We start from the raw sequence: 16,964 nt of genomic DNA, 5'->3' as shown, positions 1-16,964 counted from the left end.
TACAACCTAGGAGGGTAATTTATTTTGTCACAGTTTTTATGCTTGACGAATATTTTATTATTGTGAAACTGGAGGTGAGATAAATTGGCACATAGATTAGAATGCATTGACGCAGGTACTGATTATTGCCCTTGCTATTTAGCAGAATTGAACGAATGCATAGTATGTCCACAACTTCAAGGAAAAAATTTTTGTGATTGTAATTGGAGAGGCGTTTGTATTTTTCAGGAATTTGTGTGGGGAGGATACAAAGCTAAAGCCACCCGCAGTACGATTTTTTCTAAGGTATTAAAAAAGGAAAAAATTAACGAAGAAGTTATAATTTTGACTCTTAAAGTACCAAATAAAATGGCGCGAGATTTGAATGAACCAGGTTCTTTTGTTTTTTTAAGGGGTATTTCCAGTCCATCTTTTTTGATACTCCAATGTCAGTAATGTATGCTGACGAGCTTGAAGGGATAATCAAAATAGCTATACAAGTTAGCGGTCCAAAGACAAAATTAATTCAAAAAGCTGAAAAAGGAGAAGAGGTTTATTTAAGAGGACCTTATTGGAATGGACTTTTAGGCCATAGATACATTAAAGGAACTCACAATTCTAAGGCCTTAGTTGTTTTGAGAGGAATTGCTCAAGCTCCAGGGGTAATTGTGATTTCAAAACTAATAAACAACAAAAACAAGGTTATTACTATAGTAGACAAGGGAAAAGTAGGAGTAAATTTTGTAAATAACTATTTAAAAGATTTCAACATAACGATAATTGAGACAGACCTTTTAAGTGAGGAGGGGCAAAAAATTTTAAAGGAGATAATTAAAGACATAGAGATAACAGTTGTGTTTAGTGGAGGTTCTGATGAACAACATATCAATATTTTAAATTATTTGGACTTATATAATCCAGAAGCCTATTTAGCAGTTTCAAACAATAACACTATATGCTGTGGTGAAGGAATTTGCGGTAGTTGTGAAGTTCAGATAGGAAATCAAAAAATAAGAACCTGTAAAGTTCAGGTGGATATTAGAAAAGCTTTAGAAAGGAAGATGTTACATGGTTAAGGTTGTTGTAATTGGCGGAGGTTGGGCCGGTTGTGCAGCTGCTTTAACGGCTCGAAAAGCAGGTGCAGAAGTAGTGCTTTTAGAAAAAACTGATATGCTTTTGGGATGCGGTCTTGTGGGAGGAATAATGAGAAATAACGGCAGATACACTGCTGCAGAAGAACTTATATATTTAGGTGGCAATGAACTTATTGAAATAACAGATAAAGCAGCGAGACATGTAAATGTAAATTTTCCTGGTCATGCACATGCAAGTTTGTATGATGTGACAATGGTGGAACCAATGATTAGGAAAATGTTACTTGAAAAAGGTGTTACTATTAAATTGATGGCGAGAGCGGTAGATGTGGTAATGGAGAACAACAAAAGAATAAAAGGAATAGTTTTGGCTGATGATACTATAGAATATGGAGATGTTTTTATAGAGACTACTGGTTCAACAGGGCCTATGGGTAACTGCCTAAGGTATGGAAATGGATGTGCTATGTGTATTTTAAGATGTCCTTCTTTTGGTCCTCGAATTAGCATAAGTTATAGGGCAGGTGTAGAAGACCTTTTAGGAATGAGGACAGATGAAGTTTACGGCGCTTTTAGTGGTTCGTGCAAATTAAATAAAGAATCTTTAAACAAAGAGATAAGAGAAAAGCTGGAAAGAGACGGAGTAGTAGTATTGCCTGTGCCTAAAGAAGATATTAACATGGAAAAATTGAATTTGAAAGTGTGCCAACAATATGCATTGCCAGAATACGCAGAAAATGTTATACTATTAGATACTGGTTATGTAAAACTCATGACACCTTTTTATCCATTAGAAAAACTTAGAAAAATTCCGGGTTTAGAAAGAGCGCGTTATGATGACCCTTATTCTGGGGGAAAAGCCAATTCTGTAAGATATCTGTCAATGGCACCGCGAGACAATACAATGAAAGTTATAGGTTTAGATAATTTATTATGTGCAGGCGAGAAGTCTGGCTTGTTTACTGGACATACTGAAGCTATGGTGACAGGATGTCTTGCTGGGCATAACAGCGTAAGATTAGCTCTTGGCATGCCTCTTTTGGAATTACCAAGGAATTTAGCTTCTGGCGATTTGATAGCTTATGCTAATGAATGCATAAAAGCCAAAGAAGGATTGAAAAAGAGGTATACTTTTGCAGGGGCGGAATATTTTGAAAGGATGAAACAATTAGGTCTTTATACTACTGATACCAACTTGATAAAGGAAAGGGTTGTGAGAAATAATTTATTAAAGATTTATGAAGAAAAACTTGTATAAGGGGAAAATGGGTGAACACAAATGGTAAGGTTGCAAAAATACTTAGCAGAATGTGGAATAGCATCACGAAGAAAGTGTGAAGAATACATTTTACAAGGTCGTGTAAAAGTAAATGGAAAAGAAGTAAAAGAATTGGGAGTAAAAATCAATCCTGATGTTGACATAATTGAATTTGATGATAAAATTGTGAGAAGAGAAAAGAAAAAAGTTTATATTATGTTAAACAAGCCAACAGGATATATTACTTCTGTTAAAGACCAGTTTGGTAGGGCTACGGTAATGGACTTAGTTAAAGTTAAGGAAAGAATATATCCTGTTGGCCGCTTAGATTATGATACTTCGGGGCTTTTGTTGCTTACAAATGATGGAGAGATAGCCAATATACTGATGCATCCTCGACATGAAATTGCAAAGACGTATATTGCAAAAATTAAAGGAATTCCAACAGAAGAAGAGTTAGAAAGGTTTAGAAATGGACTTTTAATAGAGGACTATGTGACTTCAAAAGCAGAAATAAAGGTTTTAACAGTCAAAAAGGGGACAAGTGTTGTGGAAATAAAAATTCATGAAGGGAAAAATAGACAAGTTAGAAAAATGTGTGAAGCCATTGGTCATCCTGTTATTTCTTTAATGAGAACTAAAATTGGAGAGTTATCTTTAGAAGGGTTAAAACCAGGAGAGTGGAGGTATTTGACAAACAAAGAAATAAATTATTTAAAAAGCTTGAGGTGAAACATGTTTTCAATCAAGTTCGCCAAAGCAGAGGATTTTGAAACTATTAAAAAAATTGCTAATGAGTGTGGGATAAAAGGACCATTAAATTTCTTAGAAGAGATTTTCATGGTTGCAAGAGAAGACAAGCCTTTTGCTTTTATTTCTATGAAAGTAGAAAATAATAATGCTATAATAAGTAATTTGGCAATTTTGCCTTCCTACAGGGATAAAGGATTTGAAAATTTAATGGTAAGAGCAGTACTTAATCATGCACTAGATATGGGGTTAGAAAATGCTTGCGTCAATATGCCTTTCTATAAAGATTTTTTTTGTAAATTAGGTTTTATGGAAAAAGGCGATTTTCAAATGGTTAAATTAAAAGAGTTTTTTAGAGAGTGAAAATTTTTTTCAATAAAACTAACAAAAACTTGTGGAGGTGTTTTATAATGGAATTGTGGTTTACAGAAAATCAAGACGAAAATTTGAGATTCTCTTTGAAAGTTAAAGAAACATTGGTAGTAGAAAAAACACCTTATCAACATTTAGCAATACTTGATACATATCAATTTGGAAGAATACTAACTTTGGATGGGATACTTCAAACCACTGAAGAAGATGAATTTGTATATCATGAAATGATAGTACATGTACCACTTTTCACTCATAAAAATCCAAAAAGCGTATTAATTGTTGGGGGCGGGGATGGAGGCTCAGTAAGAGAGGCCTTAAAGCACCCTTCGGTAGAAAGAGTGGTGTTGGCAGAAATTGATGAAGCTGTAGTGAGAAATTCTAAAAAATATCTTCCTACAATAAGTCAGGCATTAGATGACCCAAGAGTAGAAATAATGATTGGAGACGGAATTAAATATGTTAATGAACACAAGAATGAATTTGATGTAGTGATCGTAGATTCTACTGACCCAATTGGGCCAGCTGTAGGGCTTTTTACTTCTGACTTTTATAAAGCTGTATATGAATGCTTAAAAGAAGATGGTATTATTGTTGCTCAAACAGAATCACCTTTTATTTATGGGAAATTGATAAACAAGCTCAGCAAAATGTTCAAAGAAATATATCCTATTACAAAAGCATATATAGCAACAATACCGACTTATCCAGGAAGTTTGTGGACTTTTACCATGGGTTCAAAAAAATATGACCCTGAAGAAGTAGACATAAATTCTATCCCAAGAATAGAAACAAAATATTATACCCCTGAAATTCACAAGGCAGCCTTTGTACTGCCTAAATTTGTGAAGGATATTTTTGATGAGGTGTAACAATGATAGAAGGGAAATCTCTTGTCAATCCAGGAAAGTTTTTAGGGGCTATTGGAGAATATGAAAAGGCAAATGTAGTTATAGTAGGTTTGCCTATGGATTACACAGTGAGTTTCAAGGCTGGAAGCCGCTTTGGACCTGCTTCGATAAGGCAAGCTTCTTATGGTTTAGAATGTTACAGCGTATATTTAGATAGAAGATTGGAAGATAAGAAATATTATGATTTGGGAGATTTAGTACTTCCTTATGGAAATGTGGAAAAGAGTTTAGATTTAATCTCAAAAACTACAGAAAACATTTTAAAAAGTGAAAAAAAAAGGAATATTCTTGGGTGGAGAACATTTAGTGACTTATGGAATTTTAAAAGAGTACTTAAAAAAATATGGAGATAACCTTGTAATTCTTCATTTTGATGCCCATACTGATTTAAGAGAAGAATTTTTTGGTGAACCTTATTCTCACGCCACAGTTATGAAAAGAGTGTGGGACATTGCGAATGGTGCTAAAATGTATAGTTTTGGAATAAGGTCAGGGGAAAAGGAAGAATTTGAATTTGCCAAAAAAAATATCCATATGTTTTTGTACGATGTAGTTGAACCTTTGAAAAAGTTAATTAATGATATAAAAGATTATCCAATTTATATTAGTTTGGATATAGATGTTATAGACCCTGCTTTTGCACCAGGCACTGGTACACCAGAACCAGGGGGAATAACTACAAAAGAGGCATTAGAGGTAATTCATATTTTAAAAGATTTAAATGTAGTCGGCATGGATTTAGTAGAAGTCTCGCTTCTCATGATATAGCTGGTATAACCTCTATTTTAGCAGCTAAGATTATAAGGGAATCTATTCTTTCTTTCTTTTAAAAATTTTGAGCCTTTGGGCTCTTTTTTTATTTTGTTTCTTTTGAAAAAATAGTATAATATTTTAGGAGGAGGTATTAATATGAGCAATAAAATTAAAATCACAGAAACTGTATTAAGAGATGCTCATCAGTCACTATTGGCTACTCGAATGTCGACGGAAGAAATGCTTCCAATTGCAGAGAAATTGGATGCAGTAGGATATTATTCTATTGAAGCGTGGGGAGGAGCTACCTTTGATGCTTGTATGAGATTCCTCAATGAGGACCCATGGGAAAGATTAAGAAAATTAAAAAAGAAGATAAAAAATACACCTCTTCAAATGCTTTTGAGAGGACAAAATCTACTAGGATATAGGCATTATCCGGATGATATTGTAGAAAAATTTGTTGAGAAGGCTGTCACAAATGGAATAGATATAATAAGAATTTTTGATGCCTTAAATGATGTACGAAATCTTGAAGTTGCCGTTAAAGCTACTAAAAAAGCGGGAGCCCACGCTCAAGGTACCCTTGTTTATACTATAAGTCCTGTTCACAACATTGACCATTATATTAAAGTAGCAAAAGAGCTGACAGAATTAGGAGTGGATTCCATATGCATAAAGGATATGTCAGGAATATTAACTCCTTATGTTGCTTATGAGTTAGTAAAAAGCCTTAAAGATGCAGTAAATATTCCTATACAGTTGCACAGCCATTATACGAGTGGAATGGCGGCTATGACTTATCTTAAAGCAATAGAGGCTGGAGTAGATATAATAGACACTGCTATTTCACCTTTGGCATTAGGAACTTCTCAACCTGCTACAGAAACAATGGTAGCTATTTTAAAAGGCACTCAATATGACACTGGTTTGGATATGGAGTTATTATCAGAAATTGCTTCATACTTTAAAGAAGTAAAACAAAATCACAGTAAAGAAATAGATTTATCTATGGTTATGGGCGTAGATACAGATGTATTAATTTATCAAGTTCCAGGAGGAATGCTATCAAATTTAATTTCCCAATTAAAACAACAAAATGCTTTAGATAAGTACCCAGAGGTTTTAAAAGAAATTCCTAAAGTTAGAGAAGAATTAGGATACCCACCTCTTGTTACCCCTATGAGTCAGATGGTAGGGACTCAAGCTGTCTTGAATGTAATAACTGGAGAAAGGTATAAAATGGTACCAAAAGAAGTAAAAGATTATGTGAAAGGACTGTATGGTAGACCACCAGCGCCAATTTCAGAAGAAATAAAGAAAAAAATAATAGGAGATGAAGAGGTAATAGATGTTAGACCAGCAGACCTTTTAAAACCGCAATTTGAAGCGATTAAAGAAGAAATTAAAGAGTATTATGAACAAGAAGAAGATGTTTTATCTTATGCTCTTTTCCCACAAGTAGCAAAGAAGTTTTTTGAATATAGAAGGGCAAAAAAATACCAAATAGATGAAACTCTTCTTAATAAAGAATATATGACATATCCAGTCTGACAGGGAAAACCGCTTCCCTGTTTTTGTATAAATCCCTCCTGTAACATATATTTTTATTTTTCATAACATGTAATAGAAAGTTTAAAAGGAGGGAAATAGCATGACAATAGATGAATCTTATTACGATCCCAACTATCCTAAGCATCCTTACCATCATCCTATTATCCACATCATCCTCATCCAGGGCACTGTAGGACTTTTTATACGGTGCAACCAGGGGATACCATGTGGTCAATAGCCAATAAATTTGGAGTAAGCCTTGATTGCTTAATAAGAGCTAATCCTCAAATATCAGATCCAAATTTGATATATCCAGGCCAACGGATTTGCATACCTTACTATTGCCCGCCAGTATTTCCAGAAACCTGCAAAACAATATACACAGTAAAACCGGGAGATACAATGTGGTCGATAGCTAATATGTTTGGAATAAGTCTTGACTGTTTAATAAGAGCAAATCCTCAGATATCGGATCCTAATTTAATATATCCAGGACAACAAATATGCATACCTTTTTACTGTCCACCAGTATCTCCAGAAACCTGCAAAACAATATACACAGTAAAACCGGGAGATACAATGTGGTCAATAGCTAATATGTTTGGCGTAAGTCTTGACGCATTGATAAGAGCAAATCCTCAAATATCAGATCCAAATTTGATATATCCAGGCCAACAAATATGTATACCTTCTGCCTAAAAATTGTTAAGGCACCTTTTATGGTGCCTTTAACAATTAATGTGAAGATATATAGTATTAGGATAATTGCTTACGTATTTTATAACTTTTACAATTCCGGGCTGAATGTTTTTTCCACACTTTAGGCACAGATAATTTTTGTTTTCTTCTAAATATGTATAACTTATTTTTATTTCTAATTTTCCGTATTTTTTCCAACTGTTCCACCCGGTTTTGCACAATTTAACTCTATTTTCATAATCAGCATATACCCATCTTAATAATCGATGAAAATGAAAAGGATACTTTGTGTACCTCAAAAACTTTTCTGGCAATCCTAATGATAAAGCATAATTTTCAAAAGACTTTTCTATTATTTCCTGGAGAGGATTTAATATCTGAGTACTTTCCCAATTATATTCTTCCATTTCTAACCATTTTCTAAAAATGTCAAACATATAGCCTCTACAAACTTGTATTTTTTCAGTTTTACTCACTTTAAGTTTTTTAAAGAGTTTTTTCCCAATTTCACAAGCTTTTTTTAAATACAATTTATTTTTAAAGTTTTCTTCGTTATAATATTCTATGGGAATTATATCATAAAAGAATTCTCCGGTTTCTACTCTCATGGCCCCAATATACGTCCCACCTAATAAACTACCGCTTCCTGCGTCGTCTATTTGTATCACTGTATCACTCCTTGCCTATATATAAATTTTGTAATAAAATCAAAATAATTATACGTTATTAATTATAGGAGGTATAAAATGAAAAAGATACTTCTTACTAATGACGATGGAGTACAAGGATTAGGGATGTTAAAATTAGCAGAATATCTTAAAGATAAGTATAAAGTAACGGTAGTAGCTCCTGAAAAAGAAAGAAGTGCTATAAGCCATGCTATAACTTTACATAAACCTTTAAGGCTAAAAAAGGTAAAGGAAGAAGAAAGTTTGAAAATATATGCGATAAACGGAACACCTTCTGACTGTGTAAAATTAGGGATTGAAGTTGTGCTAGGGGAAAAACCTGATATTGTAATTTCTGGCATTAACGAAGGTTTAAATTTAGGAACAGACATACTTTATTCGGGTACAGTTTCTGCAGCTATAGAAGCTGCAATTTACGGTATTCCTGCTATTGCGGTTTCTTGTGTTGAAACAGTTAATATTGAAGATAGGCTTATGTATAAATTTGTAGAAAATTTAATAGAAAAAGTTCTAGAAAAAGGTTTACCTAGAAATACCTTGTTGAATGTAAATATACCTGATTTAAAGAAGGGAATAAAGGGGGTAAAAACTACAATACTAGGCAAGAGAATATATATTGAGACTTTCCAAAAAAATTATGACCCAAGAGGAAAAGAATATTATTGGATGGCAGGAAAAATTTCGGAAATAGAAAAGGATGAAAGAACGGATATTGTTTCCGTTAAAAATGGTTATATTTCCATTACTCCTATTCATTTTGATTTAACTTGCTATGACATGATAGAGTTCATAAATTCTTGGAATTTAAAATTAGAGTAAATATTGTTTTAACTGTATATGATGCAAGAATTGTATCAAAATTATTCATGAAATTTATTATTCATCTTATAGAGGATTTTTTATTTTTATATAGAATATCAATATTGCAAACAAATTTAATGAGGGTGACATGTTGGTAAAAAATAAATAGCTCATAATAGAGAAATAGTGCAAAGGCTAACCAAGGTAGTAACAAACACTCTATAGAAAAAGCTGTTTTAAATAGAGTACCGCCCGGCACAGAGGAGATTGACAGAAGAGCATTAACAGAAGGCTATAATCTTGTAAGAAGAAAGGGGAGTGAAATATGGCAAAAAAAGATGATTTGATTAAAAGAATACAAGATAATTATACAAAATTGAGTAAAAGCCAAAAGATAATAGCAGAATACATTATAAATCATTATGATAAAGCAGCTTTTATGACAGCTGCAAAATTAGGGGCCAGTATAAATATAAGTGAATCAACTGTTGTAAGATTCGCAAATACCCTAGGGTATAATGGATATCCAGAACTTCAAAGTGCATTACAGGAGCTTATAAAAAATAAACTTACAACGGTCCAAAGGTTAGAAATGACAGAAGAAACAGATGAAATTGCTATATTGAATAATGTACTAAAAGCCGACATAGAAAATATAAAAGAGACTATAAGTGAAATAAATAAAAATGATTTTAGGAGTGTCGTTTCGGATATAATCAATGCTGCAAAAATTTATATAATAGGTTCCAGAAGTTCTATTGTCATTGCAGAATATTTGGGATTTTATCTAAATTTAATACGGCAAAATGTGTCGGTCGTTAAAGCCGGAGTGTCAGATGTTTTCGAGCAAATTCTCAGAGTTAGTGAAAATGATTTAGTGATAGGAATTGGTTTTCCGAGATACTCAAAAAGAACATTGGAAGTACTAAAATATGCAAAATCTCAAAATGCGAAAATCGTTACAATAACAGATAGTTTAATTTCTCCCCTTACTTCTGTTGCGGATGAAATATTGATTGCAAAAAGCAATATGGCTTCCTTTGTGGATTCATTAGTGGCACCCTTAAGTCTTGTCAATGCTCTTGTTGTAGCTGTGGGTCTTAAAGAAAAGGAAAAAATAGCAAATACTTTTGAAAAACTGGAGAGTATATGGGATGAATATGGGGTATATTTTTCAAAAACAAATTAATAATAAAATTTTTGAAGGACTATTAAGAAATTTGTAAAATATGTAACGTAGAAATCGATTCATTTACTTTTAAATTTTAAAATTAGGAGGATAATAAAATGTCAAAAGAATCGTTAAATCCTTTGATTATTGTGCAAAAGCAGATTAAAAATAAGCAAAAGGTGGAGTTGCAGTAAATCCCAAAGAATTGTCAAAAGAGGAGCTACAGAGGTTGAGTAGAGGTTATATAAGAGCAATAACGAGTATAATAGGTCCTAATAAATATATACCCGCACCAGATGTAAACACTAACATGCAAATTATGGCCTGGATGGTAGATGAGTACAACAAAATTGTAGGTTATAATAGCCCTGCTGTCATTACAGGAAAACCTTTGATATATGGCGGATCTAAGGGAAGAACCGCTGCAACAGGGTATGGAGTTGCGTTAATGGCACGAGAAGCTATAAAACGTTTACATACGGATTTTAAAAATTGCACAGTTGCTATACAGGGGTTTGGAAATGTCGGAAGTCATACAGCTTTAAATTTTCAAAGATTAGGTGCTAAAATTGTAGCAATAAGTGATGTTTATGGAGGCATATACAATAAAGGTGGAATTGATGTTGAAAGATTAGTAGAACATGTAAATAGGACAGGGGCAGTGTGCAATTTTGAAGGATCAACCAGTATAACAAATGAAGAACTTTTAAAATTGGATGTAGATATTTTAGCTTTAGCCGCTCTAGAAAATCAGATAACTTCTGTCAATGCTGTAGAGGTAAAAGCGAAAATAATTTGCGAAGGAGCAAATGGCCCCACCACTCCTGAAGCAGATAAGATTTTAGCAGAAAGAGGTGTGTTTGTAGTTCCGGATATTTTGACTAATTCTGGAGGAGTGATAGTTTCGTACTTTGAATGGGTACAAAATCTTATGAATTATTACTGGGCAGAAAAAGAAGTAGAAGAAAGGCAGGAGGTAAACGCTTTTAACGCTATATATGAATTGGCAAAGCTGTACAAAGTCGATATGAGGACTGCAGCTTACATGATATCAATTAAACGAATTTATGAAGCTATGAAAATTAGAGGTTGCTATAAGGCCTTCGATTGAAGGTCTTTTTTTTAATATGGTAAAATATTATAAAAAGTTGAAAGAGGAGGCTTCTTTATGGTAAGAAGTCTTCTAACTGTAGATTGGGATTATTTTGTACTTTCTAAAAATGACTGGTTTTTCTCTTCTATAGAAAATGATAAAAACTTAACTCAACTGTGGTATAAAAGATATATAAAAAGAAAATTAGAGGGAGAAGATTTAGAAAAGACTATAAAAGTAGGTAAAGTTATAAAAGGCTTCTGGGATAAAATAAAAACACAGCTTAAGTTTGATAAAAACATTAAAGTTTTTGTCTCCGAATCCCACAAAGTTGCCTATTATTTAGCAAAAAATTTTGGATGTTCTGAAGTAGTTTCTTTTGATGCCCATTCTGATTTAGGATATGGGGGACTACCTTCACTGGATTTTGAATTAAATTGTGCTAATTGGCTAGGTAAGCTTTTAAAAGAAAATATAGTAAAAGGAGCTAAAATTGTATACAGTCCTTATTCCTTTGAAAAACCTTCAGATTTTGAGGAGTTTAACAATATTTACAACATAAAGTATTATAAATCAGTAGAAGAATTACCAAAAGAGAATTTGATTGGAGTTATTCACATTTGTAGGTCGGGTATTTGGGCGCCTCCTTGGCTAGATGAAAGATTTGAAAAGTTTATTATTGAATTGGGCTTGCCTTTTAAGAAAATTGCAATAAAACAGAGAAAGTGGGAAGTATCAAGACTTTCTTACGCAGATCAAATTTTTTACCTGAATTTTGCATAAAATTTAAGGAGGAATTGTATGACTACGCGATTGTATATAGTACGCCATGGTCAATCAGAGTGGAATTTACACAATAAAATGCAAGGAATACAAGATATTGATTTGACTCCTACAGGTTTAAAACAGGCTAAACTACTGGCAAGTCGATTAAAAAATGAGAAAATAGATTGTATATATTCAAGTGATTTAAAAAGAGCTTATATAACTGCGCAAATAATTGCAAAAGAATTTGGATTAGAAGTTCATAAAGTTTCTGAGTTGAGAGAAATGTCTTTTGGTATATGGGAAGGACTTACAGCAGAAGAAATTAATGAATTGCATAAAGAAATTTATACATTATGGAAAACAAATCCTATTAAAGCTAATATAGAAAAAGGAGAAACTTTAGAAGAAGTTCAAAAGAGAATGTTAAAAAAGACATGGGAAATAGTTAAAGAAAATGATGGTAAAAATATATTGATTGTTTCTCATGGGACTTCTATAAAAGCTTTGATTTTAGGACTTTTAGGAATTGAGTTAAGTTTTTATCCCAAGTTTAGACTAGATAACGCTTCTCTTAATATAATAGACGTTAAGGAAGATGGGAAAACTGTTTTAGTACTATTTAACGACGCTTGCCATTTGGAAAGAGAGGAAAAATAATAAAATGAAAAAAGTATTTGTAGTAGGCGGCGGCCCAGCAGGAATGATGGCAGCTTAGCAGCAGCTATGATGGGAAAAGAAGTAAGTATATTTGAGAGGAATAACATTTTAGGTAAAAAGTTGTTAGTTACAGGTAATGGAAGGTGTAATATTACCAATTTGCTGACAAAGAAAAATTTTTTGAGAATATTCCAGGAAATAGTAAATTTTTATATAGCGCTTTTAGCAAGTTTTCAAATAAGGATTTAATAGAGTTTTTAAATAAAAATGGGCTTAAAACTAAAATAGAAAGAGGATTAAGAGTTTTTCCAGTTTCAGATAAATCGATAGAAGTGAGAGACTTTTTTGTAAATATGCTTAGAAAATATGGAGTAAAAGTAAATTATAATTGTAGAGTAAATGATATAATAGTGAAAAATAAGCAAGTAAAGGGCATAAGTGTTGGTGAAAGTGTTTTAAACTGCGATAGTGTAGTATTAGCAACAGGAGGAGTATCATATCCTACGACTGGTTCTACTGGTGATGGGTATAAAATAGCTAAGAAATTGGGACACACAATTGTAGAGCCTTTTCCTTCTCTTGTACCAATTGTTACATATGAAAATGTAAGAGAATTGATGGGGCTTACTCTTAAAAATGTCAAGGTTTCTGTTTTTTTTGGAAAGAAATTGATAAGAGAAGAGTTAGGGGAAATGCTTTTTACCCATTTTGGACTGTCAGGTCCTGTAATACTTACATTGAGTAGGTTTTTACATGACTACTTAGGTAAGGGAGAAGTGGTAATAAAAATTGACTTAAAGCCGGAACTTACTATTGAAAAGCTGGAGGAAAGAGTATTAAGAGATTTTAATAAGTACCAAAATAGAAATCTGAAAAATGCCTTGGAAGATTTATTGCCTCATTCATTAATCTTATATGTTATAAAAAGGGCTAATATACACCCTGATAAAAAAGTTAGAGAAATAACAAGGAGCGAAAGAAAAAGTTTGGTCACCAATTTAAAAAATCTTACTTTTAAAGTAAAAGATCTAAGACCTATAAGAGAAGCTATTGTTACAGGTGGTGGAGTAAGTATAAAAGAAATAAATCCCTCTACGATGGAGTCTAAAATAATAAAAGGTCTATTTTTTGCTGGTGAAATTATAGACGTAGACGGGCTTACTGGTGGCTTTAATTTGCAAATCGCTTTTTCTACGGGGTATGTAGCAGGAATCAATGCATGAATGTGAAATGCGGGAAACCGCATTTTTTTATTTATTTTGCATAAGATATAATAAGAAAAGGAGGATAAATATGGGAAAAAGAGTTAAAAGAAAAAAATACAGATATGTTGACAGTGAAAGTATTCTTTTAGTATTGATAATGGTAGGACTTTTAAGTATAGCTATAACTCAGCTTTTGATGACGAATGATGACATAAGAGTTTTTTTAAGTTCTACACAGAAGTTGGAGGGCATTAATTTAGACTCTAATCTTTCACAAGAAGGTAAAGTGACAATTGAAGTTGTAAACAAGGATAAAGCATTAAATTCCTTTGTATTGCTAGACGGAGAGCCAGTTGCAAATTTTTTTGCCAAGTCTATTACTATTTCAGTAAGGCCAAATCAAATTCTTGAAATAGATGGCACAAGAGAAAAGGAATCTCTTCATTTTAAGGTGGTAGCAGTTAGTGAAAATGTAATTGAGCCGCAAAATACCACTGTAGTTAAAGTAGATAAGAATATACAAAAAATATGTATGATTAGGCTTAAATAATTTATTTGTAAGGGGTAATTATGCTATAATATAAAAAAAAGACAAAAGATAATAGGAGAGGAGAATGCCCTATAAAAGTCATAAGAGGTGCTATAACTTCCCAAAATACAAAAGAAGATATTTTAAAGGATACTACTATTCTCATTGAAGAAATTATTAAAGCAAATGAATTAGAAGAGAAAAACATAATTTCTATTTTTTTTAGTGTAACTTGTGATTTAGATGCGGTTTACCCTGCCGAAGCAGTTAGGAATATGGGTATGACCTCAATACCTATGATGTGCTTACAAGAAATGGAGGTAAAAGCAGTCTCAGTCATTGCATAAGAGTTGCGGTTTTTACAAATTTAAGTGATGATAAAGAGGTAAAACACATTTATTTGAAGGAAGCAAAAAAGCTTCGTCCAGATTTAGTTTGAGGTGATAGTATTGACTATAAAAATAGCGATAGATGGACCAGCAGGAGCTGGTAAGAGCACTGTTTCAAAAAAATTAGCTAAGCTTTTAAATTATACCTATATAGATACAGGTGCTATGTATAGAGCCATTACGTATAAGGCCCTACAAAAGGGAATAAAATTTATTGAAGAAGATAAAATATCTGATATTGCGCAAAGTACAGATATTACTTTAGAAGGAGAAAAATTTTTTTTAGATGGTAAAGACATTTCTGAAGAAATAAGAAAACCTGAGGTTTCTGAAAAAGTTTCTCTGGTGTCTAAAATACCTAAAGTTAGAGAGATTTTAGTACAAAAACAAAGAGAAATTGCCAAAGGCAAAAATGTAGTAATGGATGGAAGAGATATAGGTACAGTTGTGTTGCCTGATGCACAGTTCAAATTTTTTTTAACTGCTTCTTTAGAAGAAAGAGCAAAGAGGCGTTATAGAGAACTTAAAACTAAAAATGTAAATGTGAGTTATTATGAAGTGGTAAAAGAAATAGAAAACCGTGATACCATAGATTCCCAAAGAGAAACATCACCTCTAAAAATTGCTAAAGATTCTATTGTCATTGATACTACCTATCTTTCAGAAGAAGAAGTTGTAGAAAAACTGTACAATATCATAAAGGAAGGATTAAAAGGGGAAATTTAAGTATGTTTTATTATATTGCTAAAATTATTGTACGAGCAATTATAAAAGTGATATTTAAAATAGAAATAAAAGGACTTGAAAATATTCCTAAAAAAGGCCCGGTAATCATTTGTTCTAATCATATAAGTTTTTTAGATCCTCCTGTAATAGGTGCACTTTTAAATAGGCGAATATATTTTATGGCAAAAGAAGAGCTTTTTAAAAATCCCTTTTTAAGGCTTCTTTTAGGGACAGGCTTAGGAGCTTTTCCCGTTAAAAGAGGTACCGCTGATTTATCAGCTATTAAAACTGCTTTAACTTACTTAAAAAAAGGAAAAGCAATTGGAATTTTTCCGGAAGGTACAAGAAGTAAAACTGGTCAGCTTCAAAAGGCTGAACCAGGAGTTGCTATGTTAGCCATTAAGGGAAACGCCCCAGTAGTACCTATAGCGATTAAAGGTAGATATGGTCTCTTTTCTAAAATTATTATAAATATCGGTAAACCAATGAATTTTGATAAATATGCTAATTCTAGACTTTCATCTCAGCAACTTTTTGTTATTGGAGAGGAAATAATGAAAGAAATTGCAAAATTGTTGTAGGAGGTCAAGAATGAAAATATTGATTGCTGAGTATGCAGGTTTTTGTTTTGGCGTAAAAAGAGCCATTGAAACTGCATATTATGAAATTGAAAAAAACTCAGGCCGGAAAATATACATGCTAGGTGAAATCATTCATAATCCACAAGTTATATCGGACTTATCGAAAAAAGGGGTTAATATTATTGAAGAAGAAGAGCTGGATAAATTGACTGAGGGCGATAAATTAATTATCCGAAGTCATGGGGTGTCTAAAAAATTATACGACTTTCTTGCTAAAAAAGGAATTGAGGTCATAGATGTTACCTGTCCATTTGTAAAAAAAGTCCAAGATATAGTTTATGAGCACTACCATAAGGATTACTCTATTATTATTGTAGGAGATAGAAATCATCCAGAAGTAAGAGGAGTAAATGGATGGTGTGATGACACTGCCTATGTGGTAAATTCAATTGAAGAAGCTCATAAATTACCTAAATTGGAGAAGGCATGTGCAGTTGCGCAAACCACCCTCATTGGAAGGTATTGGGAAGATATTTTAGAAGTAATAAAGCTAAAAGTTAAAGACCTTGTTTTTTTAATACTATATGCGATGCTACCCAAAAAAGACAAGGATCTGCAGAGCAGCTCTCAAAAAAAGTAGATGTGATGTTTGTGATTGGTGGAAAGCATAGTTCTAATACTCAAAAGTTAAAAAAGATATGTGAAAAAAATTGTAAAAATACCTTTCATATAGAAGATGCTAAAGAATTGACTCTTGAGATGGTAAAAGACCGAGAGATTATAGGGATAACAGCAGGAGCTTCAACTCCTGATTATGTAATAGAAGAGGTAATAAAGAAAATTAGATTTTTAAAAGGGGAAAAGGAAAAAGAGTGATTTTTTAAAGGTTATTGTGAAGATATTGTACAAATAAAGCATTAAAAGTTAGAATTAGTGTAGGAGGAATATTTAATAAAAATTTTTAAACTGTCATGTAAAAAACCTT

At 32.5% G+C, this 16,964-nt stretch carries 14 protein-coding genes and 6 pseudogenes; 19 read left to right on the top strand and 1 reads right to left on the bottom strand.

Annotation, left to right across the window (positions count from 1 at the left end; genetic code table 11):
- The first annotated feature begins 84 nt into the window (after positions 1 to 84).
- From JCM7501_RS15810 to safA, 8 genes and pseudogenes are all read left to right on the top strand, one after another.
- A pseudogene (locus JCM7501_RS15810) lies at positions 85 to 1,055 on the top strand (sulfide/dihydroorotate dehydrogenase-like FAD/NAD-binding protein).
- Positions 1,048 to 2,331: an FAD-dependent oxidoreductase gene (locus JCM7501_RS04360; protein ID WP_013150297.1), complete on the top strand. Its 1,284-nt coding sequence runs from the start codon at positions 1,048 to 1,050 to the stop codon at positions 2,329 to 2,331. The pseudogene JCM7501_RS15810 and the gene JCM7501_RS04360 overlap by 8 nt, the downstream one beginning before the upstream one ends.
- A 21-nt stretch (positions 2,332 to 2,352) precedes the next feature.
- Positions 2,353 to 3,063 carry a pseudouridine synthase gene (locus tag JCM7501_RS04355; protein ID WP_028991911.1) on the top strand — a complete coding sequence of 237 codons (711 nt, stop codon included), beginning with the start codon at positions 2,353 to 2,355 and terminating at the stop codon, positions 3,061 to 3,063.
- 3 nt (positions 3,064 to 3,066) lie between these two features.
- On the top strand, positions 3,067 to 3,444 hold the full coding sequence (locus tag JCM7501_RS04350) for a GNAT family N-acetyltransferase (protein ID WP_028991910.1): 378 nt from the start codon (positions 3,067 to 3,069) through the stop codon (positions 3,442 to 3,444).
- A 47-nt stretch (positions 3,445 to 3,491) separates the two neighbouring features.
- Positions 3,492 to 4,325 carry a polyamine aminopropyltransferase gene (gene speE / locus JCM7501_RS04345; protein ID WP_013150300.1) on the top strand — a complete coding sequence of 278 codons (834 nt, stop codon included), beginning with the start codon at positions 3,492 to 3,494 and terminating at the stop codon, positions 4,323 to 4,325.
- Between the two features lie 2 nt (positions 4,326 to 4,327).
- Positions 4,328 to 5,194, top strand: a pseudogene (speB, locus tag JCM7501_RS04340) (agmatinase).
- A 79-nt stretch (positions 5,195 to 5,273) separates the two neighbouring features.
- Entirely contained in the window at positions 5,274 to 6,671 is a 1,398-nt protein-coding gene (locus tag JCM7501_RS04335; protein WP_028991909.1) for an oxaloacetate decarboxylase subunit alpha, read from the top strand.
- A gap of 225 nt (positions 6,672 to 6,896) precedes the next feature.
- The gene (gene safA, locus JCM7501_RS12555; RefSeq protein ID WP_175576950.1) at positions 6,897 to 7,370 is read left to right on the top strand and encodes a SafA/ExsA family spore coat assembly protein; all 474 of its coding nucleotides are present in this window, start codon (positions 6,897 to 6,899) and stop codon (positions 7,368 to 7,370) included.
- A 29-nt stretch (positions 7,371 to 7,399) separates the two neighbouring features.
- On the opposite strand, the gene JCM7501_RS04325 is transcribed toward safA, so the two are convergent.
- Positions 7,400 to 8,038, bottom strand: a complete 639-nt coding sequence (locus tag JCM7501_RS04325; protein WP_013150304.1) for a hypothetical protein — start codon at positions 8,036 to 8,038, stop codon at positions 7,400 to 7,402.
- A gap of 78 nt (positions 8,039 to 8,116) precedes the next feature.
- Here JCM7501_RS04325 and surE point away from each other — a divergent pair, with 78 nt between their 5' ends.
- The 11 genes and pseudogenes from surE to JCM7501_RS04270 all read left to right on the top strand — a co-directional run bounded on the left by surE (position 8,117) and on the right by JCM7501_RS04270 (position 16,855).
- A complete protein-coding gene (gene surE / locus JCM7501_RS04320) occupies positions 8,117 to 8,878 on the top strand; it encodes a 5'/3'-nucleotidase SurE (protein WP_013150305.1) in 762 nt (253 codons plus the stop codon).
- A gap of 307 nt (positions 8,879 to 9,185) precedes the next feature.
- Positions 9,186 to 10,049: a MurR/RpiR family transcriptional regulator gene (locus JCM7501_RS04315; protein WP_012995199.1), complete on the top strand. Its 864-nt coding sequence runs from the start codon at positions 9,186 to 9,188 to the stop codon at positions 10,047 to 10,049.
- Between the two features lie 154 nt (positions 10,050 to 10,203).
- A pseudogene (locus tag JCM7501_RS04310) lies at positions 10,204 to 11,142 on the top strand (Glu/Leu/Phe/Val family dehydrogenase); the annotation flags it as partial.
- Positions 11,143 to 11,199: 57 nt separating this feature from the next.
- Positions 11,200 to 11,907 carry a hypothetical protein gene (locus JCM7501_RS04305; RefSeq protein WP_012995201.1) on the top strand — a complete coding sequence of 236 codons (708 nt, stop codon included), beginning with the start codon at positions 11,200 to 11,202 and terminating at the stop codon, positions 11,905 to 11,907.
- A gap of 18 nt (positions 11,908 to 11,925) precedes the next feature.
- Positions 11,926 to 12,549 carry a histidine phosphatase family protein gene (locus tag JCM7501_RS04300; RefSeq protein ID WP_012995202.1) on the top strand — a complete coding sequence of 208 codons (624 nt, stop codon included), beginning with the start codon at positions 11,926 to 11,928 and terminating at the stop codon, positions 12,547 to 12,549.
- Between the two features lie 4 nt (positions 12,550 to 12,553).
- Positions 12,554 to 13,772: pseudogene (locus JCM7501_RS04295) on the top strand (NAD(P)/FAD-dependent oxidoreductase).
- A gap of 70 nt (positions 13,773 to 13,842) precedes the next feature.
- Entirely contained in the window at positions 13,843 to 14,304 is a 462-nt protein-coding gene (locus JCM7501_RS04290) for a hypothetical protein (RefSeq protein ID WP_012995203.1), read from the top strand.
- 71 nt (positions 14,305 to 14,375) lie between these two features.
- Positions 14,376 to 14,722, top strand: a pseudogene (gene aroH, locus JCM7501_RS14130) (chorismate mutase).
- Positions 14,723 to 14,732: 10 nt separating this feature from the next.
- Complete coding sequence (cmk, locus tag JCM7501_RS04280) at positions 14,733 to 15,398, top strand: (d)CMP kinase (protein ID WP_054644795.1); 666 nt, start codon at positions 14,733 to 14,735, stop codon at positions 15,396 to 15,398.
- Positions 15,399 to 15,400: 2 nt separating this feature from the next.
- Positions 15,401 to 15,979: a lysophospholipid acyltransferase family protein gene (locus JCM7501_RS04275; protein ID WP_013150310.1), complete on the top strand. Its 579-nt coding sequence runs from the start codon at positions 15,401 to 15,403 to the stop codon at positions 15,977 to 15,979.
- A gap of 10 nt (positions 15,980 to 15,989) precedes the next feature.
- Positions 15,990 to 16,855 (top strand): annotated as a pseudogene (locus JCM7501_RS04270) (4-hydroxy-3-methylbut-2-enyl diphosphate reductase).
- The last annotated feature ends 109 nt before the right edge of the window (positions 16,856 to 16,964 follow it).

The organism is Thermoanaerobacter thermocopriae JCM 7501 (genome assembly GCF_001310975.1).
Lineage (GTDB): Bacteria > Bacillota > Thermoanaerobacteria > Thermoanaerobacterales > Thermoanaerobacteraceae > Thermoanaerobacter > Thermoanaerobacter thermocopriae.
This window is presented reverse-complemented; position numbering and strand designations above follow the sequence as displayed.

Bases quoted from the DNA above. Each gene is read 5' to 3' on its own strand.
- JCM7501_RS04360 (WP_013150297.1), top strand. From the start codon at position 1,048: ATGGTTAAGGTTGTTGTAATTGGCGGAGGTTGGGCCGGTTGTGCAGCT.
- JCM7501_RS04355 (WP_028991911.1), top strand. From the start codon at position 2,353: ATGGTAAGGTTGCAAAAATACTTAGCAGAATGTGGAATAGCATCACGA.
- JCM7501_RS04350 (WP_028991910.1), top strand. From the start codon at position 3,067: ATGTTTTCAATCAAGTTCGCCAAAGCAGAGGATTTTGAAACTATTAAA.
- speE (WP_013150300.1), top strand. From the start codon at position 3,492: ATGGAATTGTGGTTTACAGAAAATCAAGACGAAAATTTGAGATTCTCT.
- JCM7501_RS04335 (WP_028991909.1), top strand. From the start codon at position 5,274: ATGAGCAATAAAATTAAAATCACAGAAACTGTATTAAGAGATGCTCAT.
- safA (WP_175576950.1), top strand. From the start codon at position 6,897: ATGTGGTCAATAGCCAATAAATTTGGAGTAAGCCTTGATTGCTTAATA.
- surE (WP_013150305.1), top strand. From the start codon at position 8,117: ATGAAAAAGATACTTCTTACTAATGACGATGGAGTACAAGGATTAGGG.
- JCM7501_RS04315 (WP_012995199.1), top strand. From the start codon at position 9,186: ATGGCAAAAAAAGATGATTTGATTAAAAGAATACAAGATAATTATACA.
- JCM7501_RS04305 (WP_012995201.1), top strand. From the start codon at position 11,200: ATGGTAAGAAGTCTTCTAACTGTAGATTGGGATTATTTTGTACTTTCT.
- JCM7501_RS04300 (WP_012995202.1), top strand. From the start codon at position 11,926: ATGACTACGCGATTGTATATAGTACGCCATGGTCAATCAGAGTGGAAT.
- JCM7501_RS04290 (WP_012995203.1), top strand. From the start codon at position 13,843: ATGGGAAAAAGAGTTAAAAGAAAAAAATACAGATATGTTGACAGTGAA.
- JCM7501_RS04275 (WP_013150310.1), top strand. From the start codon at position 15,401: ATGTTTTATTATATTGCTAAAATTATTGTACGAGCAATTATAAAAGTG.